The sequence below is a fragment of the Paenibacillus sp. FSL R10-2771 genome, from assembly GCF_038000205.1.
Classification (GTDB): Bacteria; Bacillota; Bacilli; order Paenibacillales; family Paenibacillaceae; genus Paenibacillus_AQ; species Paenibacillus_AQ phytohabitans.
In genome coordinates, this window is the sequence record NZ_JBBOBM010000001.1 from 6,370,471 (window position 1) to 6,394,233 (window position 23,763).

Genomic DNA, 23,763 nt, shown 5'->3' on the forward strand with positions numbered 1-23,763 from the left:
ATCCGGCCAGCCCTCGGGTTATCCTAAAATCAGGATTTGACATTGCCGTTACGTGAAGGTGTAGAGTGATTTTTGTAAGCAGCAGCTTACACGGCGGGGACGCTAGAGCACGTCCATGCTGTATACGCCAAGACAGAGTTGGAGGCTGAAATGACAATGGAGTACACTGTTCAGAAGCTGGGAGCGCTCGCGGGGATCAGCACGCGGACACTGCGGTATTACGATGAATTCGGGATTCTGAAGCCGGCCAGAATCAATTCCTCGGGATACCGCATCTACGGCCAGGCCGAGGTGGACCGGCTGCAGCAGATTCTCTTTTACCGGGAGCTGGGCTTAAGCCTCGAAGGGATCAGGGACATTGTCACATCACCTTCCTTCGATGGAGCCCGCGCGCTGCGCGAGCACCATGACAAGCTGCTTCAGCGGAGACAGCAGCTGGACCAGCTGATCGCGAACGTCGAGCAGACACTTGCACACACCGAAGGGAGAATCACAATGAGCAATGATGAGAAATTCGCAGGCTTTAAGCAGAAGCTGATTGACGATAACGAGCAGAAGTACGGGCAGGAGATCCGGGAGAAGTACGGCGAAGACGCCGTAGAGAAGTCGAACCGCAAGCTGAAGAACATGACCGAGGAGCAGTATGCTGCCATCCAGCAGCTTGAAGCAGACATGTTCGCGTCGCTGGAGCAGGCAATGGAGGACGGAGATTCGGCAGGTGAGCTTGCGCAGAAGGCAGCTGATCTGCACCGCCAGTGGCTTAGCTTCTACTGGGATACCTACACCAAGGAAGCTCACGCTGGGGTAGCGCAAATGTATGTCGATGATGAACGCTTTACCGCCTATTACGACAAACGCCGTCCCGGACTGGCCGGGTTCCTGCGGGATGCTGTACATGTGTATACGGGAGCGAAGCAGTAATGTGAAGTTCCCCTTATAAAAAAGAGAGGCAGCCGGATTGCACGGCTGCCTCTTTTTTTTACTGCTGTATGGCTCAATCATCATCGTCGTCGGAGTCTACATCTGTGTACACAATCTTGGCTGTATACGCATCGACTCCCACTTCCGTCGAGACCCGTCCGTTTCTGATCTCCACCTCATACACGGCTCCGCTATTATCCCGGTCAAAATCAATTTCAGCTACCGTTCCTTTCACTGAGGCTGATGCTACTTCGGCCGCTTTGGCCGCTGTAATCAGCGTTCCGCTTGGTGCTGTAGCAGCAACTTCATAGTTATCATCGTCGTCATCGTCTGTTTCTTTGCGCACGCTTATCACTTTACCCGTGTACGCATCTACCCGGACATCCATCTCCTGCTTGGTCTGCCGGATCTCGACATCGTAATACGTACCGCTGAGTTTCTTATCCAGATCAATGCTCTCTACCTGTCCCGGTGCCGCCTTCAAGGCAATCTCTTCGGCTTTGCTTACACCGATCAGCGTTTTGCTCTGACTCTGCACCGATGCGGCGGCTGCCGCAGTACCGCCCTTAACCTCGCCGATACCGTAGGCACCTCCGAGAATCAATGCTGCTGCCGCTATACTGCTCCATACTTTTTTCTTCATCTTTGCCGCCTCCTAAGTTCAATCTGTGCTGCTCATGTAGTAACTATAACGGTCCAACATGAGAGGACAGCGGGAGGAACATTAGAATTTGATGAGAAAAATAATCCCACAAAGTGGAGCTATAGCTTCGAGTTTTACTCAGGTACTTTGCGAAGGCCCCAAAACATATAAATTCTTGACTTAGAAAAAGGCTCAGGAGTTATCTCCATCCGGTTCTTCCCACGTTACTGACATAATGCTGCCTGAGATGGCGTTCACCTGAACTATGGCTTCACGTCCGTCTGAAGTTTTAATCTCCACCAGATAAAATGCGCCTGAGTCATTGATTCCGGTGTCCACATCATCCGGCTCCCCCGCTACTTCCTGCAATGCCAGCCGGACCGCTTCGTCTTCTGAGACCACACGCTGCGCGGACGGGGACGGAGCTGGTGACGGTGCAGCAGTTGCTCCGCCCGCAGGGGCTTGAGAGGCTGCGGGTGTAGGCTGAACAGCTGGCTCTGCTGCGCGCTTCAGCAACACTATGGAGAGGATCTCACCTGTTGCTCCATCCAGCTTCAGCTCATATAATCCCTGCGCAGTCTCCAGCTCTGCCACATATTTCCCGGACTGCAGCCTCAGACTCTCTACCGTTCCGGCATATTCCTTCAGCACGGCCTGTTCCGCCTGTTCCCTGGACAGCAGCTGTTCGGATTCATTACCGAATATCCACAGTGCAGCAAATACCAGCACGAGGAGCACAGCCAAAATAATGACCGCCTTATACAGAAGGCTCTGGGTCGATCGTTTATTATTCACTCGTTTCGTATTCTCACGTTGCTTGTTCATTGTCCTCCCCTGCTCTCAGCGGCAATCCGGATCATCACCGAGGTTCCCAGACCTATTGCACTATTCATGGACAGCTTGGCACCAATCGCACCTGCGATCTCTGCCGCAAGCGACAGCCCCAGGCCTGCACCCCCGCCCTCGCGGCTTCTTGCCTCATCCACTCTGTAGAAACGGTCGAATATCTTAGGCAGCTCCTCCGGAGGAATCCCGATCCCCCGGTCCGTAATGACTATAACCCGCTCCTGCCCGGAAGCTTCAAGGCTGACAGTTATCGCCTCATCACTGTATTTGCGGGCATTGTCCAGGAAGATGAACAGCAGCTGCCTCAGCTTCGCTTCATCACTGTAGCCTTCAACCGGGCCCTTGGACTGGACGGTCACTTCTCTCCCATATGCATTATGGAATACCCTGGCCGAAGCTCGGGCCAGCTCTTCCAAATCGATCATCTTCATCTCAAGATCCCAATGCTCATGATGCTTCGCCAGCAGCAGCAGCTGCTCAGTCAGCCCCTTCATCCGTACAGCTTCAGAATGAATGGCTTCAACCGATTCATTGAACAACTCGGGATGTTCCAGCCCTCTGCGCTTCAGCAGACTGGCATAACTCTCAATTACCGTCAGCGGTGTGCGCAGTTCATGTGAAGCATCCGAGACGAATTTCTCCTGCTTCACATGATTGCTCTCCAGGAGGGCAATCATCTCGTTGAACGTACGCCCCATCTCCACCAGCTCATCCCCGGAGGTCTCCTTCAGCGCAAGCCTGCGGAATTTCCCGCTGTTTTTGATCTCCCGCATGGTAACTGTCATTTGCACAATGGGGCGCATAATCAGTCCCGACAGCAACCGGCTGGAGAGCAGCAGCGGCAGCAGCGCAACAAGCGTGGCTCCGGCAAGCACAATCCGCAGCACCCGCAGTGTACTCATGGTGCTCTCCAGACTTTTGGTCATCTGGACATTCATGACGTTCCCGTCCGTCCAGATGACCGGAGTGCTCACGAATGCATAGGAGCGCCCGCCCGCCTGTATAATTCCAGTGTGCTTCTCAGGATGATAGACCGGCTTCAGCCGGCTGATCTCCTGTTCGGAGGCTGAAGTGACAGGCGCAGGACCGCTCCCGTCCGGCGCGAGCAGCCGGAGCATCCCTTCAATCGGCACATAGGCCCGGAGCAGCTCCGGTGCCGCTACCCCGCTTCCCGCCCTTCTCATATCAGCAGCGACCCTGGCTGTCTCGGCAGCAGCCTGTTCCAGCTGGCTATCTGTCGACAACCGGCTGAACATCAGGTAAATGAACAGGTTCATGATGACAAGCAGTACGGCAAACAGCACACTGGAGTACAGATAGATTTTGCTCCGCAGCTTCATAGGGAGTCCTTCAGCACATAACCGATGCCCCGCACCGTATGGATCAGTTCTTCCTGATTACCCTGCGTAAGCTTTTTGCGGACATACCGGATATAGACATCCACGACATTCGTATCCCCGTAATAGTCATATCCCCAGACGGCTGTCATAATCTGCTCCCTGTTCAGCACCTGGCGCTTATTCTTCAGCAGGAACACCAGCAGATCGAACTCCCGCGGAGTCAGATCAATCCTTCTGCCCGCCCGCATTACCTCACGTGTAGCTTCGTTCAGCTCAAGATCATCCGCTCTCAGCCATGAGTCTGTTTCCGCTGTCTTACGTCCTGATGCCAGCCGCAGCGCAGCGCGGACACGCGCCAGCAGCTCCTCTATTTGAAAAGGCTTGGTAATATAGTCATTTGCCCCTAAATCCAGCCCTGATACCTTGTCCTCCACCGAGCTTTTAGCCGTAAGCAGCAGCACAGGAGTATCGGCATCATTCGCCCGGATACGCCGCAGCAGCTCTATTCCGCTGAATCCGGGCAGCATTACATCCAGCAGCAGCAGATCCGGCTGCTGCTCCTGATACAGCTCAAGTCCCTGATGGCCGCTGCCGGCAATGGATACACGGTATCCCTCACACTCCAGCTCAATCTGCAGCAGACGGGCTATTCTCACCTCATCCTCAACAACCAGGATAGATTCTGTCATTGGCGTTCCGCCTTTCTGCCTGCATGCACGTGTATGCATGCTTATTCTTAATCCGGCTGCCTCCATTGTAGGGCATAGGCAGGCGCAGATTCAAACTCTACATCTGGCCACCGTCCCCTCGCTCCTCGTAATTCTCCAGTTTATTCTTAATAGTGTGAACTATATATCCCCTTAACAAAGGCCCCCTCCCCCTCTTCCTCCACATGCCCGCCTACCGCTCAACCAAAGGGATTTATCCCTTTCATTTCCTCATTCTGTCCGCCTTTCGCTCAATCAGAGGAAATTATCCCTCTCATTTCCTCATTCTGCCTGCCTACCGCCAAATCCCGCTTATTGCCCACTCTCTGCGGATTAAACAAAAAAGAGTGCTCCAGGCCGCTTAAGCGGCTCGGAAACACCCCATTCTCTTCTACTGCGTATGCACACGCAACAGCAGCAAGAAGTTATAAGCTGCGGTGCAGCAGCTCCAGCACACTGCGCAGCTCGGCAACCGCTACCTGTCCCGGAGCCGAAGGCTTATGCGCTGCCCCGAAGGTCAGCGCTGAGCCGAAGATTTCACCGGCAAGCCGGCTGATTACGCCCTCTCCGGCCATCGACATTGTAATGATCGGACGGTCCGCATACTGCTCCTGCATCACGTTTGTTGCCGCCAGCAGGGTAAGCACATCCCCCGCACTCTGCGGCATCACAGCAATCTTCGGCAGATCTCCGCCAAGCTCCTGTGCTCTGCGCAGCCGGGAGACGATTTCATCCTGTGACGGCGTGCCCTGGAAATCATGATTCGATATAATCACGAATACCGCATTGTCATGCGCTGTGGCAATCAGCCCGCGGACCTCCTGTTCCCCGTTAAACAACTCCACATCCACAATATCAACATATCCGCTCTCTACAGCGGCTTTGTTGAGCCGGAAGTAATATTCTGTGGAGATTTCCTTCTCCCCGCCCTCTTTGGCGCTGCGGAACGTGAAGATCAGCGGGATCTCCGGCAGAATCTGCTGGATTTCCCCCAATACCTCCGTTACCGCTGCGATATCCTCCACTTGGCTGAAGAAATCGCTCCGCCACTCCACCACATCCGGAGCCAGAGCCTTAAGGGCCTCCGCCTCTTCCCGAAGCTCGGATAACGTTGTTCCGACCAGCGGAACACAGATTTTGGGCATCCCCTCCCCAAGGGTTACATTCTTAACGGTTACTGTACCGCTCATCGTTTCAGCTCCTTATGTATCAGGCTAAGCCTGTGAATTAACCGCCCGGCTCGCTTGTCCGCAGCATTCTGTATCTGGTCAAACAATCCTGCACAGAATACAACAATCCCCGCAATATATTAACCAGAATCCGAAATTGTTGTATAAAAGGCAATATTCTCCCCTTACCATGCAGAATAAAGAAACAATTCATGTATTTCATACAACAATCCGTCCGGACAACGCGGTATTTATGGATTCAAGTTGTAATACCTGCAACATTTTGCCTATACAGAGTGAACTTACGAATCTCAAAGGACCGTTTACACGATCCTTACGCTAAATTTACTGTGCGCCCGGCTCGGCATCAGCAGCTTCCTGCAGGAACTGCTTCACCTCTTGCAATCTTGGCAGCGAAGGAATCGCTCCCGCTTTGCCAACCGCCAGTGCACCGACCGCATTCGCGAATCTGACCGCTTCATCCAGCGTTTTCCCGCGGGTAAGCTGCCAGGCCAGCGCCCCGTTGAAGGAGTCGCCCGCTGCCACTGTATCTACAGCTTGTACCGGGAACCCGGGAACATGCAGGCTGCCGGCGGCATTCACAATCAGCGCCCCTTTGGAGCCCAGTGTGACAATAATGTGCTGAACCCCTTTTTGCAGCAAAATCCGTGCCGCACGCTCCGCATCATCCACACTCTCTACCGGAATACCGGCCAGAATGCCCGCCTCTGTTTCATTCGGAGTCAGGTAAGTCACATGATGAAGCAATTCATCTCCGAGCGGCTGAGCCGGTGCCGGGTTAAGGATCACCGGAATTCCATGGCGGGAAGCAACGGCAGCCGCAGCCTCTACCATAGTCAGATCCGTCTCCAGCTGCATGACGACAATTCCGGCTTGGCGGATAACCGGTTCAAGTGCTTCAATATCGGCCGGCTTCATCTCAACATTCGCACCGGGGACCACAATAATCCGGTTCTCGCCTTCTCCGTCCACCACAATGGAGGCGACTCCTGTAGCCTGTGACTCACTCTGCGTGATATATCCGGTGTGAACCTGCTCCTGTGACATAACCTCCAGCAGTCCGCTGCCAAAAGAGTCCCGGCCCACTCTGCCGATCATGGTTACCTCCGCGCCAAGTCTGGCTGCAGCAACGGCCTGATTGGCACCTTTTCCGCCCGGGGACAATGCAAATTCCTGACCAAACAGCGTCTCGCCCGCTTCCGGAGCCCGTTTCGTGCGTACTACCATATCCATATTCAGACTTCCAATTACGACTATACTCAACATGAACACCACCACTTGGTTTATTTCCATTGTTTCTTCGCCATTAAGGCTACCTTCTCCATGGAAGGGACGGCACCGGCGTTACTGGTTGTTATCCTCTTATCTTATGGCCTTCAGCCGGGTTAATCAAATTTTTATGAATAGAAGCTTTGGCAGCTTTTTTTCATCAAAACTTCGCTGTGCTTTTTAAAGACAAATATGCTAGAATAGGTGTGCAATCGCTTCCAGAGCCTAACACATTCTTTTGAGCAAACGTTTGCATCTTAGATAAAGCCTGCAGTTTTGCCAATAATAATCTAAATCATATTTAGGAGGCTTATCAAGTGAACGAGAACCAACTGCCGTCAGTAGCTTATTTCAGCATGGAGTACGGGCTCCATTCAGACTTCAAAATGTACGCCGGAGGCCTGGGCATTCTGGCCGGAGATTACATCAAAGGTGCCAAGGATATAGGCGCTCCCGTCATCCCCATCGGACTCAAATGGAAACAAGGCTACACGGACCAGAAAATTGATGCAAACGGCAATCCGTACGACTCCTACCATAATTATGTGTATGAGTTCCTTGAAGATACAGGCGTCAAGGTTACGGTAAAAGTCAGAAAAACCGATGTCGTCTGCAAAGTGTGGAAAACAGAGCATTTCGGCAACAGCCCGCTTTATCTGCTGGACACCGATATTCCCGAGAACAGTGATGCCTGGATTACAGGCCAGCTGTACGGCTGGTTCGGGGAAGAACGCATTGCCCAGGAGATTGTCCTGGGGATCGGCGGCGTCAAGGCCATGCGTGCCCTGGGCATTCCGATTGATGTCTACCACTTCAACGAGGGGCATGCCGCGCTTGCAGCAATTGAGCTGATCCGTGAGAAGATGTCCGGCGGCAGTACTTTTGAGGAAGCCTGGAAAGCTACACGGGAAGAGGTTGTGTTCACTACACATACACCGATCAAGGAAGGTAATGAGACCCATCCGCTCGACCGTCTGGAGTACATGGGTGCTTTTAACGGCTTAACCCGTGCTCAGATGGAGCGGATCGGCGGAGAGCCGTTCAACATGACTGTGGCAGGCCTGCGCCTGTCCCGTATCTCGAACGCCGTTGCCCAGCTCCATGCCGATACCGCCAATAAAATGTGGAAAGAGGTCGCCGGCCGGTCCGAGATCATCGGCATTACTAATGCAATTCATACGCCTACCTGGGTGGATGAACGGATGACGCGTGCTTTTGAAGAAGGCGGCGACCTCTGGGCTGTGCATAAGGAGATCAAGCAGGAGCTGATCGGCTTCATCGAGGAACGCTCCGGGATTGCCCTGAATGCCGACAACCTGCTGATCGGCTTCTCCCGCCGCGCCGCTCCCTACAAACGCAGCGACCTGATCTTCTCCCAGCCCGAGGTGATTGAGCCTTACCTGGAGAGCGGCAAAGTTCAGATTGTCTTCTCCGGCAAAGCGCATCCGCTGGATGATAACGGCAAGAGAATCGTCAGCAACCTCGTAGCCATGATGAAAAAATACCCGAAAAGCGTAGTTTTCCTGGAAAACTACGATATGACCATTGGTGCCCAGCTCACCCGCGGCTCCGATATCTGGCTGAACAATCCGCGCAGACCGCTGGAAGCCAGCGGAACCTCCGGTATGAAGGCCGCCATGAACGGCGTCCTCAACTGCTCCATCCTTGACGGCTGGTGGCCGGAAGCCTGTATAGACGGCGAGAACGGCTGGCAGATCGGGGACGGCTTTGAGACTACGGACTTCGCGGTGCTTGATCAGCACGACAGCGATGCCCTGTATGATACACTCCTGAACCGTGTTCTGCCGACCTTCTATGAGAACAAGGACAAGTGGGTGCAGATGATGCACCGCAGCATTGAGACCACCCGCACCGAGTTCGCCACCAAACGCATGCTGGATGAATACTATAACCGGATGTACATCAAAGGCTGATTCGCGTCCGCAGTTCTACAGCTTCCTCCTATACGCCCTTTCTTCGTTCCCTCCTGCCCGCTTCAGCGGGCGGGAATTTTTAGGTTCCACGAGTTTTCAGTCAATATTCTTTATCTTTAATAACGTTAATCATCTTCATTTAATCTGCTTTCCAGCAGAATTCCGGGTAAATATCCTACTCTTGGTGAAACCAGTTTCTCAAACTAATTTTTTTTGGCTGCTTGTCCAATTCCGACAATATTTTCAGTTCACTTGGGTTACAGTGATAGTGTGCTACAAACGTTTGCACAATAAGGTAAGCGATGAGCGGCTAGAAGTTCCCGGGAGTTTATTTAGGCCAAACACGCACAAGTTAAGCAGGTAAAACCACTACAAAGGGAGATGGGCAAATGCAATTGCAACGAATGGGCAGCTTCAAAAAAGTAGGTATCGGCTTGGGGACTCTGCTTATGGCTTCCGCGATCAGTTTAACCGGAGCCAGTGCTGCCGGCAATCTTGTTCCAGTGATGACCTCCAACACAAGTCCGGCGGGTACCGCCTCCGCCAGCAGCGAATGGGCATTCCATGAAGCCTACAAAGCTTTTGACCATGATTACAGCACCTATTACTCCACTTCCAGCGGCAGCTCAGGATATCTGCAATACAGCTTTGGTACTTCCAAAAAGGTCCGCAGCTATAGGCTCACCACCTCATCCCAGCCTCAGGCGAATGTGCCAAAAACCTGGACCCTTCAGGGCTCCAGTAACGGCAGCAGCTGGGTCGTTCTGAGCAGCCAGTCCGGCCTTTATTATCCGGGTTCCTCCTACTACTTCAACCTCTCTTCTACAGGTGACTATACCAGCTACAGGCTGGTCATTACCGCCAACAACGGCGCTTATTCCACTTCTGTAGGCGAGCTGGAACTGTACGAATAATTAACGCTCACATCCGCTTATCAGATACAGGCCGCATTCCTGACTGATAGCGGCAATAGAGACCCTCTTACGCCTAACGTAGAGGGTTTTTGACGTTGTCACCCTACTGCTTCAGCTCATACCTCCCATTCCCATTCCCATTCCCTCTCACTCGCCCTTGCCCTTACCATCCAATAATGCGAGATATATTCTAGTCCAGAGGCGTCAGCCCTATCATGATTTTACCATCTTCCGCATATTGTTAATTATAATGATTATAAAAAAGGATTGATTTTATTTAATTTTTTGTTATTATAAAACTTATACTTAATCTAAAATCAAATCCTAATACGAGGTGACTGTATTCATGAGTGAGAGCAATAACAAACTAACGACAAGCTGGGGTGCCCCGGTAGGTGACAACCAGAATTCTATGACAGCCGGTTCCCGCGGACCCACTTTGCTGCAGGATGTTCATCTGCTGGAGAAATTAGCCCATTTTAACCGGGAACGTGTTCCTGAGCGTGTCGTCCATGCCAAAGGTGCCGGTGCTCATGGTTATTTTGAAGTCACCAATGATCTCTCCCAATATACAAAAGCTGCCTTCTTATCTGAAGTCGGTAAGCGCACACCGATGTTCATCCGCTTCTCTACCGTAGCCGGGGAGCTGGGTTCTGCTGATACCGTGCGCGATCCGCGCGGCTTTGCCGTGAAATTCTATACCGAAGAAGGCAACTACGACCTCGTCGGCAACAATACACCTGTCTTTTTCATCCGTGATGCGATCAAATTCCCGGACTTTATCCATACCCAGAAACGCCACCCGCAGACACATCTGAAGAACCCGAACGCTGTATGGGATTTCTGGTCGCTCTCCCCTGAATCCCTGCACCAGGTTACGATTCTGATGTCTGACCGCGGCATACCGGCCACCCTCCGTCATATGCACGGCTTCGGCAGCCATACGTTCAAGTGGGTGAATGCAGAAGGCGCCGCAGTATGGGTGAAATACCATTTCAAAACAGAGCAGGGCGTCAAGAATCTCGATGTTAATCTGGCTGCGCAGATTGCCGGTGACAACCCGGATTACCATACTGAGGACTTATTCAATGCGATCGACAAAGGGGATTTCCCCGCCTGGAGACTGCATGTGCAGATCATGCCTGTAGAGGATGCTGACACCTACCGTTTCGACCCGTTTGATGTCACCAAGGTATGGTCCCAGAAGGATTACCCGCTGATTGAGGTGGGCCGCATGGTGCTGGACCGCAATCCGGAGAACTACTTCGCCGAAGTGGAGCAGGCTACCTTCTCCCCGGGATCATTTGTGCCAGGGATAGAAGCCTCTCCTGATAAAATGCTCCAGGGCCGCCTCTTCGCCTACGGAGACGCCCACCGTTACCGGGTAGGAGCGAATCACAACCACCTGCCGGTTAACCGGCCCATCGCCGAGGTGAACAATAATCAGCGGGATGGCGCGCTGAATCATACCAATAACGGCGGAGGCTCCGTGTATTACGAGCCTAACAGCTTCGGCGGGGCAACCGAGTCGCCGCAGGATAGACCGGCCGCTTTTGCAGTCTCCGGTCAAGCAGACAGTCTCCCTTATGATCACAACGATCATTACACCCAGCCGGGTGATCTCTATCGTCTGCTGAATGAAGAGGAGCGTGCCCGGCTCGTACGCAATATTGTAGGCGCGATGACTCCAGTCGAGTCGGATGAGATCAAGCTTCGCCAGATTGGCCATTTCTACAAAGCCGATCCGGAATTTGGACGGCGTATCGCGGACGGACTGGGACTGGTGGTACCGGAGTAACTCCACTTGCACCCTTCAGCGCCAAGAAACCCCTGACTTCATCAGTCAGGGGTTTCTTGGGATTATCGTATTTGCATTTTCTATGTATATTGCCTAATGATACACATTCATCCACTGCTCCAGCTGCTGCTTCAGTCCCTGTCTCGCGGATACCGGCTCAAGAATCTCGGCGTTAGGGCCATATTGCAGAATCCACTTAATAAATTCCTTGTCGTTATTGACGGTGACTTCAAACAGCAGACTTCCGTCTTCCTCATCGGTCATTCGCGGGTGCACGAACAATTCCTCTTCTTTGATGTAACGCGCTACCTCCGGATGAAACCGCACTTTGAAGGTGGTATTCTTGTTGCCCCGGTCGATCGACCAGGTATTTTTCAGATACTGTTTAATATTGAAATCCCCTTTGTCGAAGGGGGTATCCGTCACCTCTACCTGCTGAAAACGGCTGATGCGAAATGTCCGGATCGCCCTCTTCAGGTGGCAATAGCCAATCAGATAGAATCTCTGGTCACGCGGAATCAAATAATAAGGATCAATCTCCCGCTGCGTTGTCTCATTACGCAATTGCGAGTGATATACCGTACGAATCCGCCTTTGCTCCATAATCGCCCCGATCAGCGGCTGCAGGAAATTCCGGCTCTCCTTGCGGTAAGCAGGCTTGCCCATTTGGATAATATCTGAAATATTCTCAAGCATTCCATTCTGTTTGGATTTCTCCTTCAGATGTGTGCCCATGACTTTGTCAAAGGCAGACAGAAAACCTGGGGGGATTTTGCCGGGTGCCAGCACGGAGGGCAGCAGAGAGAAGGCCATTGCCTCCTGCTCGGAGAAATCCAGCGGGTATAAGAAGAATTTCCCCATAAACTTATAACCCGTTCCTCTCCCCTCATTCATCACCGGTGCAAAATGACTGATTACATCCAAGTCCCTGTAAATCGTTCTAATATTCACCTCGCACCGGAATGCCAGATCCGCAGCCGTAATCCCGGGATTCGACTGGATGGCGTTAATGATCTTGAAGATCCGTATTACTTTGTCTGTCATAATAAATGCTCCTCAACTTCCAAGTAAATAGTGCCTGTTCTTCCATAGTTCTAATATAACAGGTCTATATAAACATGGCTGTCTGCATAATATAGCATTACCAGCGCATAGAGCGGCCACCAGCATATACTATGTATTTTTAGTAAGCAATACTTCCGCCCCATGCTAAAAAAACAAAAAAACCCTTGAATATCAAGGGTTGCTGTAACTATTATTTAAGCGGGTGATGGGAATCGAACCCACGCTATCAGCTTGGAAGGCTGAAGTTCTACCATTGAACTACACCCGCAAAGGTGAAATATCGGGATGACACGATTTGAACATGCGACCCCCTGGTCCCAAACCAGGTGCTCTACCAAGCTGAGCTACATCCCGTTAATATAAAAGCTATACTGCAAAGTAATAATGGCGCGCCCTGAGAGATACGGATGCTTCGCATCCGATTGCGAAGTTGTGCTATTGAAGCTGATGCTCCAACGAACTCGTTCGAATCCTGAGGACACTTTGATGATTCAACGAAGTTATAAATGGCGCGCCCTGAGAGATTCGAACTCCCGGCCTTTTGATTCGTAGTCAAACGCTCTATCCAGCTGAGCTAAGGGCGCAAAATCTATATGGAGCGGACGACGGGAATCGAACCCGCGACCCTCGCCTTGGCAAGGCGATGCTCTACCGCTGAGCCACGTCCGCAAAAACATGGTGCGCGTGAAGGGACTTGAACCCCCACGTCGTGAAACGCCAGATCCTAAGTCTGGTGCGTCTGCCATTCCGCCACACGCGCACACTTTATAAGAAAATGGTGAGCCATGAAGGACTCGAACCTTCGACACCCTGATTAAAAGTCAGGTGCTCTACCAACTGAGCTAATGGCTCTCATAAGAGAAGCAATCATAAATGAAATGGCTGGGGATATAGGAATCGAACCTATGAATGACGGAGTCAAAGTCCGTTGCCTTACCGCTTGGCTAATCCCCAATATTAATAATTAGCAAACACTACGGAATCGGGTGGATACTCTATACTTCGAGATATAGGATGCTCAATCCCTGATACCTTCATACAATAAAAATGGCGGAACAAGGCGGGATACTCTTCACTCCGTTACGGGATTGCGAAGTATTCCTTACGATGCCTATGCTTGGGCGGACCCTGGGAATTCTCATCCCTGAAGCAATAAAGATGGCGGAACCGACGGGATTCGAACCCGCGATCTCCTGCGTGACAGGCAGGCATGTTAGGCCAACTACACCACGGTTCCAAATTGGTTGCGGGGGCAGGATTTGAACCTGCGGCCTTCGGGTTATGAGCCCGACGAGCTACCGGGCTGCTCCACCCCGCGTCAATGTTAAAGATCTATTCTGTTAAAGATAGATGGTGGAGGCTGAGGGGTTCGAACCCCCGACCCTCTGCTTGTAAGGCAGATGCTCTCCCAGCTGAGCTAAGCCTCCATATATGACTCGTATGGGATTCGAACCCATGTTACCTCCGTGAAAGGGAGGTGTCTTAACCCCTTGACCAACGAGCCATGCTGTTAAATAATTCTACTTCTCATCCCTATACAGGGAAGGTAAAGCTACGGAGAGAGAGGGATTCGAACCCTCGAGACGCTTGTGGCGCCTACACGATTTCCAATCGTGCTCCTTCGGCCAAACTCGGACACCTCTCCAGATGGCTCCCCGAACAGGACTCGAACCTGTGACAACTCGATTAACAGTCGAGTGCTCTACCAACTGAGCTATCAGGGAATATGGTGGGCCTTAGTGGACTCGAACCACTGACCTCACCCTTATCAGAGGTGCGCTCTAACCAGCTGAGCTAAAGGCCCGTTCTCATACCACTATGCAACTAATAAGGGCAAAAAAAATACCACAGTGTGTGTGGATTGTCCGCTTGGCGGCGTCCTACTCTCCCAGGACCCTTCGGTCCAAGTACCATCGGCGCTGGAGGGCTTAACGGTCGTGTTCGGGATGGGTACGTGTGGAACCCCTCCGCTATCGCCACCAAACGGGCATTTACAGGGTAAATGCTTCAGGAATTGATTCCTGAAAACTGAATCCGAAACGAATCTGCGTTGTTCGAAATTTGGATAAGCCCTCGACCGATTAGTATTGGTCAGCTCCATGCATTGCTGCACTTCCACCTCCAACCTATCTACCTCGTCGTCTTCAAGGGGTCTTACTAGTTGGGAAATCTCATCTTGAGGGGGGCTTCACGCTTAGATGCTTTCAGCGCTTATCCCGTCCGTACGTAGCTACTCAGCCATGCTCCTGGCGGAACAACTGATGCACCAGCGGTACGTCCATCCCGGTCCTCTCGTACTAAGGACAGCTCCTCTCAAATTTCCTGCGCCCACGACAGATAGGGACCGAACTGTCTCACGACGTTCTGAACCCAGCTCGCGTACCGCTTTAATGGGCGAACAGCCCAACCCTTGGGACCTACTTCAGCCCCAGGATGCGATGAGCCGACATCGAGGTGCCAAACCTCCCCGTCGATGTGGACTCTTGGGGGAGATAAGCCTGTTATCCCCAGGGTAGCTTTTATCCGTTGAGCGATGGCCCTTCCATGCGGTACCACCGGATCACTAAGTCCGACTTTCGTCCCTGCTCGACTTGTAGGTCTCGCAGTCAAGCTCCCTTATGCCTTTGCACTCTGCGAATGATTTCCAACCATTCTGAGGGAACCTTTGAACGCCTCCGTTACTCTTTAGGAGGCGACCGCCCCAGTCAAACTGCCCGCCTGACACGGTCCCCGTACCCGATTAGGGCACCAGGTTAGAACCTAGATACGATCAGGGTGGTATCCCAACGGCGCCTCCGCAGAAGCTTGCGCTCCTGCCTCAACGGCTCCCACCTATCCTGTACAGATCGTACCCAAATTCAATATCAAGCTGCAGTAAAGCTCCATGGGGTCTTTCCGTCTTGTCGCGGGTAACCTGCATCTTCACAGGTATTAAAATTTCACCGGATCTCTCGTTGAGACAGCGCCCAAGTCGTTACGCCATTCGTGCGGGTCAGAATTTACCTGACAAGGAATTTCGCTACCTTAGGACCGTTATAGTTACGGCCGCCGTTTACTGGGGCTTCGGTTCACAGCTTCGGGTTTAACCCCTAACCACTCCCCTTAACCTTCCAGCACCGGGCAGGCGTCAGCCCGTATACTTCGCCTTGCGGCTTCGCACAGACCTGTGTTTTTGCTAAACAGTCGCTTGGGCCTTTTCACTGCGGCCCCCTCGGGCTATTCACCCTACCGAGGCACCTCTTCTCCCGAAGTTACGAGGTCATTTTGCCGAGTTCCTTAACGAGAGTTCTTCCGCGCGCCTTAGAATTCTCTTCTCGCCTACCTGTGTCGGTTTGCGGTACGGGCACCTTCTCCTGGCTAGAGGCTTTTCTTGGCAGTGTGAGATCATGACCTTCGCTACTACAATTTTCGCTCCCCATCACAGCCCAGCCTTAGTGATGTGCGGATTTGCCTACACATCAGCCTCACTGCTTAGACGGACACATCCATCAGTCCGCGTCACTACCCTCCTGCGTCACCCCATCGCTCATAGCGGATTACGGTGGTACAGTAATTTCAAACTGTTGTCCTTCGACTACGCCTTTCGGCCTCGCCTTAGGTCCCGACTTACCCTGAGCGGACGAGCCTTCCTCAGGAAACCTTGGGCTTTCGGCGGATCAGATTCTCACTGATCTTTTCGTTACTCATACCGGCATTCTCACTTGTATGCTGTCCAGCGCTCCTTACGGTACACCTTCAACCTGCATACAACGCTCCCCTACCCCAGATACAAAGTATCTAGCCATAGCTTCGGTGGTGTGTTTAGCCCCGTTACATTTTCGGCGCAGAGTCACTCGACCAGTGAGCTATTACGCACTCTTTCAATGGTGGCTGCTTCTAAGCCAACATCCTGGTTGTCTGTGCAACTCCACATCCTTTCCCACTTAACACACACTTGGGGACCTTAGCTGATGGTCTGGGCTGTTTCCCTTTTGACAATGGATCTTAGCACTCACTGTCTGACTCCCGGCAAGAAGTTAATGGCATTCGGAGTTTGACTGAGCTTGGTAACCCTTGCGGGCCCCGCACCCAATCAGTGCTCTACCTCCACCACTCCATTCACCGAGGCTAGCCCTAAAGCTATTTCGGGGAGAACCAGCTATCTCCGAGTTCGATTGGAATTTCTCCGCTACCCCCACCTCATCCCCGCATTTTTCAACATGCGTGGGTTCGGGCCTCCAGTGCGTGTTACCGCACCTTCACCCTGGACAGGGGTAGATCACACGGTTTCGGGTCTACGTCCACATACTCAATCGCCCTATTCAGACTCGCTTTCGCTGCGGCTCCGGCTTCTCACCTTAACCTTGCATGTTAAACGTAACTCGCCGGTTCATTCTACAAAAGGCACGCCATCACCCATAGATCGGGCTCTGACTTTTTGTAAGCACACGGTTTCAGGTTCTATTTCACTCCCCTTCCGGGGTGCTTTTCACCTTTCCCTCACGGTACTGTTTCACTATCGGTCGCCAGGTAGTATTTAGCCTTAGCAGATGGTCCTGCTGGATTCATACGGGGTTTCACGTGCCCCGCACTACTCGGGATCCGTCTCGGAGAGAACACAGTTTAGGCTACAGGGCTTTTACCTCTATCGCGGGCCTTTCCAGACCTCTTCGCCTACCATATTCCTTTGTAACTCCATGTGAGACGTCCCACAACCCCAAGGGGCAAGCCCCTTGGTTTAGGCTGTTCCGCGTTCGCTCGCCGCTACTGACGGAATCACTATTGTTTTCTCTTCCTCAGGGTACTTAGATGTTTCAGTTCCCCTGGTCTGCCTCTGCGTATCCTATGTATTCAGATACGAGTAACTGCGAATTACCACAGCTGGGTTTCCCCATTCGGACACCCCCGGATCAAAGCTTGCTTACAGCTCCCCGAGGCAGTTTCGTTGTTCGCCACGTCCTTCGTCGGCTCCTGGCGCCTAGGCATCCTCCGTGTGCTCTTATTAGCTTAACCAATGCGTTTTCCGTTAGGAAAATCGCTGTAGCAACTAATAACTATTTCAACTTGCTTACACAAGTTTCAGCTAAAAGATGTTCTAAAACGCAAATTCGTTTCGGTATCCAGTTTTCAAGGATCAAGGTAAAGATGAGAGCTTAAACTCTCAAAACTGACCAACGAGTGAGTGTTTGAACCCTAAGGTTCGTTTTGGAAGTAATACTTCCGATTTGAATGTCACCGTTGCAGGTGACGATTCTCCATAGAAAGGAGGTGATCCAGCCGCACCTTCCGATACGGCTACCTTGTTACGACTTCACCCCAATCATCTACCCCACCTTCGGCGGCTGGCTCCCTTGCGGGTTACCCCACCGACTTCGGGTGTTGTAAACTCTCGTGGTGTGACGGGCGGTGTGTACAAGACCCGGGAACGTATTCACCGCGGCATGCTGATCCGCGATTACTAGCAATTCCGACTTCATGCAGGCGAGTTGCAGCCTGCAATCCGAACTGAGACCGGCTTTGCTGGGATTGGCTCCACCTCGCGGTTTCGCTTCCCGTTGTACCGGCCATTGTAGTACGTGTGTAGCCCAGGTCATAAGGGGCATGATGATTTGACGTCATCCCCACCTTCCTCCGGTTTGTCACCGGCAGTCACTCTAGAGTGCCCAGCTTCACCTGCTGGCAACTAAAGTCAAGGGTTGCGCTCGTTGCGGGACTTAACCCAACATCTCACGACACGAGCTGACGACAACCATGCACCACCTGTCTCCGATGCTCCGAAGAGGGGCACTATCTCTAATGCTTTCATCGGGATGTCAAGACCTGGTAAGGTTCTTCGCGTTGCTTCGAATTAAACCACATACTCCACTGCTTGTGCGGGTCCCCGTCAATTCCTTTGAGTTTCAGTCTTGCGACCGTACTCCCCAGGCGGAGTGCTTACTGTGTTAACTTCGGCACCAAGGGTATCGAAACCCCTAACACCTAGCACTCATCGTTTACGGCGTGGACTACCAGGGTATCTAATCCTGTTTGCTCCCCACGCTTTCGCGCCTCAGCGTCAGTTACAGCCCAGAAAGTCGCCTTCGCCACTGGTGTTCCTCCACATATCTACGCATTTCACCGCTACACGTGGAATTCCACTTTCCTCTTCTGTACTCAAGTCACCCAGTTTCCAGTGCGACCCCAGGTTGAGCCCAAGGTTTAAACACCAGACTTAAATGACCGCCTGCGCGCGCTTTACGCCCAATAATTCCGGACAACGCTTGCCCCCTACGTATTACCGCGGCTGCTGGCACGTAGTTAGCCGGGGCTTTCTTCTCAGGTACCGTCACTCCGGTAGCAGTTACTCTACCGGACGTTCTTCCCTGGCAACAGAGCTTTACGATCCGAAAACCTTCATCACTCACGCGGCATTGCTCCGTCAGGCTTTCGCCCATTGCGGAAGATTCCCTACTGCTGCCTCCCGTAGGAGTCTGGGCCGTGTCTCAGTCCCAGTGTGGCCGTTCACCCTCTCAGGTCGGCTACGCATCGTCGCCTTGGTGAGCCGTTACCCCACCAACTAGCTAATGCGCCGCAGGCCCATCCCCAAGTGGCAGATTGCTCCGCCTTTCATTCTCTCTTCAGGAGAGGAAAGAAATTATCCGGTATTAGCTACCGTTTCCGGTAGTTATCCCAGTCTTGAGGGCAGGTTGCCTACGTGTTACTCACCCGTCCGCCGCTAAGTAAGAATGGAAGCAAGCTTCCATTCAAACTCCGCTCGACTTGCATGTATTAGGCATGCCGCCAGCGTTCGTCCTGAGCCAGGATCAAACTCTCCAAATTGTATTTAGAAAGAGCGATTGCTCATTTTGAAACATCTGACGAGAATTTTCATTCTCTTTTTTGGAAGTCACTTTCGTGAATTCCGATACTCACTCGTTGTTCAGTTTTCAAAGATCAAGCTCGTTGTCAGCGCCGCTTACCGCGTCACCAGCAACTCTTATAATATATCACATCCAGCCGATCAATGCAAGCTCTTTTTTTCAACTTCTTTTCGAGCTCGGCGTTGATGTTTCGCGGCCAGAAATAGAATATATCATGTATAGAAATTCTTTGCAAGCTTTATTTTGAAACTATCTTGTGCATTCCCTTGAACTCCAGGTTCTTCACGGATTGTGCCCCATAATGCATGGAGTGCGGCGGACCGCACTCGCTAGTACTCCTTCCGACACAATGTATCAGTTAATCCAACAGGATAGATAATATCCACAGAGTGAAGGCTGGTTCCTCTCTAGCAGATTTACGGCCTTAATTATCGTCCAGTAGCTCTAGCACATCACGCCTCATGCTAAGCCGCCCTGTCTTAAGCGGAGTTCCCACACGGGCCAGCATCTGAATCGTCTGACCGGGAGCGGCATATTCGCGGTGAATCCCGCTGTACAATCTGCTCATCTCCGGATATTCCTCAAGCACCTGGCTTAATGGTTGCATAGCCAGCCCTTGAAGGTGGGCGGTCAAGGTTAACCGGCTGTAGAGCATGCCGCTCCGGATTTGGCTGACCCGGCTGTTGTCATTGCTGATAATTAGCACGTACGCGGGAGTACTCTTGACCGAAGCTGTTGTGGAGTTGATAAACTGCTTCGAAGCAGCTTTTCCTTCATTTAGGGATGGAAACAGAGTTACTGCACCCTGAAGGATATGTCGCATAATACCGCTAGTTCCTTGTCCTTCTACAGAGAATCCATCGCGGAATTGATTCTTCTCCCGTTCATTGGCGCGGAAGATCCGTGCGGATTCCTGCATCACAGAATCTACACCAGCCTCTATTACTGCCGCTTTCTCGGCGTAGGCTCCCAATATCTTCATATTGCCGGCATCCTGAACGATGTTCATTTTCAGACCGCTGATAACATTAATACTCTGCAGTCCCTTCAATTGAACCGGGCTGAGCTTATCGGAAGTATAAGGTCCCCTATTGGTATCCGGCTGGAATAAATAATTGTAGAGCGGCGGCTGGCTCACCAGACTTATGCTATTGAGCGTAAGACGTGCAACCGGTTTGTTGGCCATACTCTCTTCCAGCCTGCTCTCATCATAGCCTCCCTCAGGAAACAGTTTGATGTCTACCTGATATCCAAGCTGTTGTCCTGCAATCCGTACATATTCCAGAAAGGTTCCCTGCGAAATCATTAACTGTCTTGCTTCAGGATCCACCGCCGGAGACAGGCGTCTGTTGTCAGCATATAGAGTAAACACTTTATCGTTCTTCTGATCCAGCTTGATTAACCAAGGCTGCATATTATGCCCGCTTGCGGCCAGCAGACCATGTGCGGCCAGTCTCAATCTGGGATCTGTCATAGCTGCGGAGTACCCTTGACTCCACGGCTGCAAGTAATCCTGCTGCCTGAAAACTCCACTAAGGAACATTAATAAGACAAACACGGCAAGGACCAGCCCGGCAGTAAACGAAATAATTAGCTTCAATATTTTAAAACTCCTCTTTCCTTTCAATGGACCCCTCCTCTAGACTTTTATAGACTCAATCATCAGATGGAAGGCTGCCATTACGAGTTCATCCGGTGTTGTCGAATGCATCTGCCTGAGATAATTCTCCTTCTTCCGGACCGTATTCAAAACACCGATCACACAAGACCACAGCACCAGCGCGGTTTGGACTGGATTCAGGCTTTTACGGATTACGCCCTCTTCTATCCCTTTGCGGGTTAGCCCGATTAAGTACTCTGTCATCGTCTCACCCAAGGCATAACATTCCTCTCTGGAGGCGTCCGTAATTCCCCTATCGAAGTCAATCTCTGCGGTCTCGTATTCCATAATGGCCTTGAAGTATTCCGGGTGCACTTTGCTGAAACGGTAAAAAACATTGCCCATTTGCACAAGGCTGTCTATGGCATTCGCGGTCTTCGTCTCGAGCATTTCCTGCTGCAGCATCCCTTGCATCAATCTATAGCCCCTGATCATGATCTCAAAGTAAAGCTGTTCCTTGCTGTTGAAATATACATATAGCGTTCTCTTGCTGAATTCCGCTGTTTTGGCAATGTCATCCATGGTCGTATTCTGATACCCTTTGGCAAAGAAGACTGTCTCCGCAGCTTCTATAATGTCGTTCCTGCGGAGCTCCTTCTCTTTCATTTTGCGTTCGCTGCTTCCCACAGTCTCGCCTCCTTTCAATCTGCACGGCAGTGCAGTCAAGTAAACTATTAGTTTACTTTGCGCTTCTTAGGGTCCTGATGTCTGTGAGGTTGGTTACATTCGAAAGAAACAAGCCATGCATGAGAAGGGTCCGAAGTGGATAAAGTAAACATACCAAACTTAAGCGTTTGCTTTTAAAGCCATGCTTAATAACACTGAAGCTCATGATTCCGAAGTGGGTATTGATCGAAGTACATTCACCGAGGTTAAGCTGAGCAAACTATTAGGAGGACCGCCGCAATGGACACTCATGAATTCGTGGAGAAATTCCAGGAGAATCAGCGGAAAGCGCTGAAGAACAGAAACCGGGGCAAAGGAACACCGGGCGCACGCCTTGCGAACAAACAGCACAGCACCAATAAATAGGCTACAACATTCAGCCAGGAGCTGTATACCAAAAAAGGATGTCTGCAAGGACCAGTTCAGCTGGCTCTGCGGACATCCCTTTTTACTATAAGAACATTCTATAAATATGCTTCTGAAGATTTCTCTGTGTGTTCTATCTCTATAGAAGCAGTAGTGATTATTTGCTCAATTTCGCTACACTTACAGCTACTTTCTCGATTTGTGCTTTGCTGAGTGATTTATCCGGCGAACTGATAGTCACAAAACGGTCTGCCAGCGCAAAGGTCAGCATAGCCGTATCTGAAGGGGTGTACCACTTCGCTTCCGTTCCGTTGGATAGCTTCACGGTAGTTCCGTTATAATCGTAAGAATAATCACGCGGGGATACATTCACCCGCATTTTATTGAACAGGAAGCTTACGCCGTCATCTCCGCCCACAACCTTCTGGAATGCATCCCCGCTGATCATTTGGGCCGGAGCATAAGCTGTTTCAAAGCCCTGGTAGGCGGCGAACGCCTTGGTAATCTCTTCTTTTTGTGCTGCACTGTATTGTACTGCCGCTAAAGCAATAGCTGAACCGTTATCCGGTGTTGTAGTTACCTTTCCGCCGCCCAGAATGACCTGGTTAGTAGAAGCATTGAATGTTACCGGCACCTTCAGTGCATCCGCCAGCGCCCGGACCGGAAGGTAAGTTGTATCATTATAAGTAATTGGTGACAGTGTTTTGCCATTGCCGTCTACCGGCGTGTAAGCCGCTCCGTTTACTTTGAAGCCGATGCTGTGGTTTAGGTAAGCGCTGATCTTCTGCATATTCGTTCCTGCGTATACACCTGCTGAACCCGTAATTGCCATTCCGAATACCATGGTTGCTATGATCATTTTTTTGCTCTTCATTATTATCGTCTCCCTTGTGTGTGTGTATGTTGTTTGTAGTGTTCCTTGCTATAGATTCATTAAACCATTAACTTGTTTCTAACTTGTATCCGGATTGTAAAGAAGTAATTCCGAATCTGCACCAGGTGTTAACGGCTGTTCGGGACCGTAATCTGATACACCCCGGTGTACAGGACATCTCTAAACCGCTGGAATTCCTTCAGGGTAGCCGGCCGGGGATAGGTCATGATGCGCAGCGGCAGGTCGGCTTGACCCGCGCGCAGCGGCGGCTGCACATAAGGGTACGGATTCAGATAGAAGCCCAGCCGTTCATAGAATCCGATTCTCCGCTGTTCCGTTTCCCCCTCAGGCGGCTCCACCTCCAGCACCACCGGCTTGTCCGATCGGCTAATATAGCGGTTCATCAGCTTCTTGCCGATTCCCCCGCCCCGTATATCCGGGTTAACGGCAATATGCTCAACAAACCGCAATTCAGGGAATTCCCAGGTGGCCATGAAAGCGAGCGTCCGGTCCTCTGCATCCTTTTCGGTATACAGGTGATAATTCGGATTCGCCAGCAAGGCCCGCTGCCCGCTATAGGTTCTGATCTCACTTACCGGAAAAGAAGCTTCCATAATTGCGAATATCTCATCAAAGGTTGTTCCGCTGATTAGCGACTGATTGCTCATTTTCGGCTGCCTGCTTTCTGCTGTTTCTGTTGTGTGAAGCGTCTTGCTCTTTATTTTACCCGT

At 51.6% G+C, this 23,763-nt stretch carries 16 protein-coding genes, 14 tRNA genes and 3 rRNA genes; 5 read left to right on the plus strand and 28 right to left on the minus strand.

Annotation, left to right across the window (positions count from 1 at the left end):
• The first annotated feature begins 156 nt into the window (after window positions 1-156).
• On the plus strand, window positions 157-921 hold the full coding sequence (locus NSU14_RS27435; protein ID WP_039310161.1) for a MerR family transcriptional regulator: 765 nt from the start codon (window positions 157-159) through the stop codon (window positions 919-921).
• Window positions 922-994: 73 nt separating this feature from the next.
• Here the strand turns inward: NSU14_RS27435 and NSU14_RS27440 are convergent, their stop codons facing one another.
• The 6 genes from NSU14_RS27440 to rbsK form a co-directional block, all read right to left on the minus strand.
• The gene (locus NSU14_RS27440) at window positions 995-1,564 is read right to left on the minus strand and encodes a PepSY domain-containing protein (RefSeq protein WP_340947923.1); all 570 of its coding nucleotides are present in this window, start codon (window positions 1,562-1,564) and stop codon (window positions 995-997) included.
• A 192-nt stretch (window positions 1,565-1,756) separates the two neighbouring features.
• Window positions 1,757-2,389 carry a PepSY domain-containing protein gene (locus NSU14_RS27445; RefSeq protein WP_340947925.1) on the minus strand — a complete coding sequence of 211 codons (633 nt, stop codon included), beginning with the start codon at window positions 2,387-2,389 and terminating at the stop codon, window positions 1,757-1,759.
• Window positions 2,386-3,750: a sensor histidine kinase gene (locus NSU14_RS27450; protein ID WP_042133693.1), complete on the minus strand. Its 1,365-nt coding sequence runs from the start codon at window positions 3,748-3,750 to the stop codon at window positions 2,386-2,388. The genes NSU14_RS27445 and NSU14_RS27450 overlap by 4 nt, the downstream gene beginning before the upstream one ends.
• Window positions 3,747-4,439, minus strand: a complete 693-nt coding sequence (locus NSU14_RS27455; RefSeq protein WP_042133691.1) for a response regulator transcription factor — start codon at window positions 4,437-4,439, stop codon at window positions 3,747-3,749. The genes NSU14_RS27450 and NSU14_RS27455 overlap by 4 nt, the downstream gene beginning before the upstream one ends.
• Window positions 4,440-4,882: 443 nt before the next feature.
• Complete coding sequence (gene aroD / locus NSU14_RS27460; RefSeq protein WP_340947926.1) at window positions 4,883-5,647, minus strand: type I 3-dehydroquinate dehydratase; 765 nt, start codon at window positions 5,645-5,647, stop codon at window positions 4,883-4,885.
• 324 nt (window positions 5,648-5,971) lie between these two features.
• Window positions 5,972-6,913: a ribokinase gene (gene rbsK / locus NSU14_RS27465; RefSeq protein WP_340947927.1), complete on the minus strand. Its 942-nt coding sequence runs from the start codon at window positions 6,911-6,913 to the stop codon at window positions 5,972-5,974.
• Window positions 6,914-7,233: 320 nt separating this feature from the next.
• On the opposite strand from rbsK, the gene glgP reads away from it, so the two are divergent.
• The 3 genes from glgP to katA all read left to right on the plus strand — a co-directional run bounded on the left by glgP (window position 7,234) and on the right by katA (window position 11,562).
• Window positions 7,234-8,850 carry an alpha-glucan family phosphorylase gene (gene glgP, locus NSU14_RS27470; protein ID WP_076247290.1) on the plus strand — a complete coding sequence of 539 codons (1,617 nt, stop codon included), beginning with the start codon at window positions 7,234-7,236 and terminating at the stop codon, window positions 8,848-8,850.
• Window positions 8,851-9,239: 389 nt separating this feature from the next.
• Entirely contained in the window at window positions 9,240-9,764 is a 525-nt protein-coding gene (locus NSU14_RS27475) for a discoidin domain-containing protein (RefSeq protein WP_039310145.1), read from the plus strand.
• Window positions 9,765-10,110: 346 nt separating this feature from the next.
• On the plus strand, window positions 10,111-11,562 hold the full coding sequence (gene katA, locus NSU14_RS27480) for a catalase KatA (RefSeq protein ID WP_340947928.1): 1,452 nt from the start codon (window positions 10,111-10,113) through the stop codon (window positions 11,560-11,562).
• A 93-nt stretch (window positions 11,563-11,655) separates the two neighbouring features.
• On the opposite strand, the gene NSU14_RS27485 is transcribed toward katA, so the two are convergent.
• The 20 genes from NSU14_RS27485 to NSU14_RS27580 form a co-directional block, all read right to left on the minus strand.
• Window positions 11,656-12,606 carry a helix-turn-helix transcriptional regulator gene (locus NSU14_RS27485; RefSeq protein ID WP_042133682.1) on the minus strand — a complete coding sequence of 317 codons (951 nt, stop codon included), beginning with the start codon at window positions 12,604-12,606 and terminating at the stop codon, window positions 11,656-11,658.
• 218 nt (window positions 12,607-12,824) lie between these two features.
• Window positions 12,825-12,895, minus strand: a tRNA-Gly gene (locus NSU14_RS27490).
• A gap of 12 nt (window positions 12,896-12,907) precedes the next feature.
• A tRNA-Pro gene (locus NSU14_RS27495) sits at window positions 12,908-12,981 on the minus strand.
• A gap of 153 nt (window positions 12,982-13,134) precedes the next feature.
• A tRNA-Arg gene (locus NSU14_RS27500) sits at window positions 13,135-13,211 on the minus strand.
• A gap of 10 nt (window positions 13,212-13,221) precedes the next feature.
• Window positions 13,222-13,296: transfer RNA gene (locus NSU14_RS27505), tRNA-Gly, on the minus strand.
• A 7-nt stretch (window positions 13,297-13,303) separates the two neighbouring features.
• Window positions 13,304-13,387: transfer RNA gene (locus NSU14_RS27510), tRNA-Leu, on the minus strand.
• 16 nt (window positions 13,388-13,403) lie between these two features.
• A tRNA-Lys gene (locus NSU14_RS27515) sits at window positions 13,404-13,479 on the minus strand.
• A 27-nt stretch (window positions 13,480-13,506) separates the two neighbouring features.
• Window positions 13,507-13,581 (minus strand) — tRNA-Gln (locus NSU14_RS27520).
• Between the two features lie 205 nt (window positions 13,582-13,786).
• Window positions 13,787-13,864: transfer RNA gene (locus NSU14_RS27525), tRNA-Asp, on the minus strand.
• A 4-nt stretch (window positions 13,865-13,868) separates the two neighbouring features.
• Window positions 13,869-13,945: transfer RNA gene (locus NSU14_RS27530), tRNA-Met, on the minus strand.
• 33 nt (window positions 13,946-13,978) lie between these two features.
• Window positions 13,979-14,054, minus strand: a tRNA-Val gene (locus NSU14_RS27535).
• 5 nt (window positions 14,055-14,059) lie between these two features.
• Window positions 14,060-14,131, minus strand: a tRNA-Glu gene (locus tag NSU14_RS27540).
• 51 nt (window positions 14,132-14,182) lie between these two features.
• Window positions 14,183-14,272 (minus strand) — tRNA-Ser (locus tag NSU14_RS27545).
• Between the two features lie 3 nt (window positions 14,273-14,275).
• Window positions 14,276-14,351 (minus strand) — tRNA-Asn (locus tag NSU14_RS27550).
• 3 nt (window positions 14,352-14,354) lie between these two features.
• Window positions 14,355-14,431, minus strand: a tRNA-Ile gene (locus tag NSU14_RS27555).
• A gap of 63 nt (window positions 14,432-14,494) precedes the next feature.
• Window positions 14,495-14,611 (minus strand): 5S ribosomal RNA (gene rrf / locus NSU14_RS27560).
• Window positions 14,612-14,688: 77 nt separating this feature from the next.
• Window positions 14,689-17,619 (minus strand): 23S ribosomal RNA (locus NSU14_RS27565).
• A gap of 248 nt (window positions 17,620-17,867) precedes the next feature.
• Window positions 17,868-19,425 (minus strand): 16S ribosomal RNA (locus tag NSU14_RS27570).
• The 16S, 23S and 5S rRNA genes sit together here with 14 tRNA genes alongside, the layout of an rRNA operon.
• A 465-nt stretch (window positions 19,426-19,890) precedes the next feature.
• Window positions 19,891-21,066: an Acg family FMN-binding oxidoreductase gene (locus NSU14_RS27575; protein WP_340947929.1), complete on the minus strand. Its 1,176-nt coding sequence runs from the start codon at window positions 21,064-21,066 to the stop codon at window positions 19,891-19,893.
• Between the two features lie 39 nt (window positions 21,067-21,105).
• Window positions 21,106-21,753: a TetR/AcrR family transcriptional regulator gene (locus NSU14_RS27580; RefSeq protein ID WP_340947931.1), complete on the minus strand. Its 648-nt coding sequence runs from the start codon at window positions 21,751-21,753 to the stop codon at window positions 21,106-21,108.
• Window positions 21,754-22,032: 279 nt separating this feature from the next.
• Here NSU14_RS27580 and NSU14_RS27585 point away from each other — a divergent pair, with 279 nt between their 5' ends.
• Window positions 22,033-22,158 (plus strand): DUF4023 family protein, encoded by a 126-nt coding sequence (locus NSU14_RS27585; RefSeq protein ID WP_076248006.1) that lies wholly within the window; start codon window positions 22,033-22,035, stop codon window positions 22,156-22,158.
• 157 nt (window positions 22,159-22,315) lie between these two features.
• Here the strand turns inward: NSU14_RS27585 and NSU14_RS27590 are convergent, their stop codons facing one another.
• Complete coding sequence (locus NSU14_RS27590) at window positions 22,316-23,032, minus strand: stalk domain-containing protein (RefSeq protein ID WP_042133678.1); 717 nt, start codon at window positions 23,030-23,032, stop codon at window positions 22,316-22,318.
• A 128-nt stretch (window positions 23,033-23,160) separates the two neighbouring features.
• Complete coding sequence (locus tag NSU14_RS27595; RefSeq protein WP_340949006.1) at window positions 23,161-23,700, minus strand: GNAT family N-acetyltransferase; 540 nt, start codon at window positions 23,698-23,700, stop codon at window positions 23,161-23,163.
• Between the last annotated feature and the right edge of the window lie 63 nt (window positions 23,701-23,763).

Excerpts from the sequence above, each read along its gene's own strand:
- NSU14_RS27435 (WP_039310161.1), top strand. The coding sequence starts at position 157 with ATGGAGTACACTGTTCAGAAGCTGGGAGCGCTCGCGGGGATCAGCACG.
- NSU14_RS27440 (WP_340947923.1), bottom strand. The coding sequence starts at position 1,564 with ATGAAGAAAAAAGTATGGAGCAGTATAGCGGCAGCAGCATTGATTCTC.
- NSU14_RS27445 (WP_340947925.1), bottom strand. The coding sequence starts at position 2,389 with ATGAACAAGCAACGTGAGAATACGAAACGAGTGAATAATAAACGATCG.
- NSU14_RS27450 (WP_042133693.1), bottom strand. The coding sequence starts at position 3,750 with ATGAAGCTGCGGAGCAAAATCTATCTGTACTCCAGTGTGCTGTTTGCC.
- NSU14_RS27455 (WP_042133691.1), bottom strand. The coding sequence starts at position 4,439 with ATGACAGAATCTATCCTGGTTGTTGAGGATGAGGTGAGAATAGCCCGT.
- aroD (WP_340947926.1), bottom strand. The coding sequence starts at position 5,647 with ATGAGCGGTACAGTAACCGTTAAGAATGTAACCCTTGGGGAGGGGATG.
- rbsK (WP_340947927.1), bottom strand. The coding sequence starts at position 6,913 with ATGTTGAGTATAGTCGTAATTGGAAGTCTGAATATGGATATGGTAGTA.
- NSU14_RS27475 (WP_039310145.1), top strand. The coding sequence starts at position 9,240 with ATGCAATTGCAACGAATGGGCAGCTTCAAAAAAGTAGGTATCGGCTTG.
- katA (WP_340947928.1), top strand. The coding sequence starts at position 10,111 with ATGAGTGAGAGCAATAACAAACTAACGACAAGCTGGGGTGCCCCGGTA.
- NSU14_RS27485 (WP_042133682.1), bottom strand. The coding sequence starts at position 12,606 with ATGACAGACAAAGTAATACGGATCTTCAAGATCATTAACGCCATCCAG.
- NSU14_RS27585 (WP_076248006.1), top strand. The coding sequence starts at position 22,033 with ATGGACACTCATGAATTCGTGGAGAAATTCCAGGAGAATCAGCGGAAA.
- NSU14_RS27590 (WP_042133678.1), bottom strand. The coding sequence starts at position 23,032 with ATGAAGAGCAAAAAAATGATCATAGCAACCATGGTATTCGGAATGGCA.
- NSU14_RS27595 (WP_340949006.1), bottom strand. The coding sequence starts at position 23,700 with ATGAGCAATCAGTCGCTAATCAGCGGAACAACCTTTGATGAGATATTC.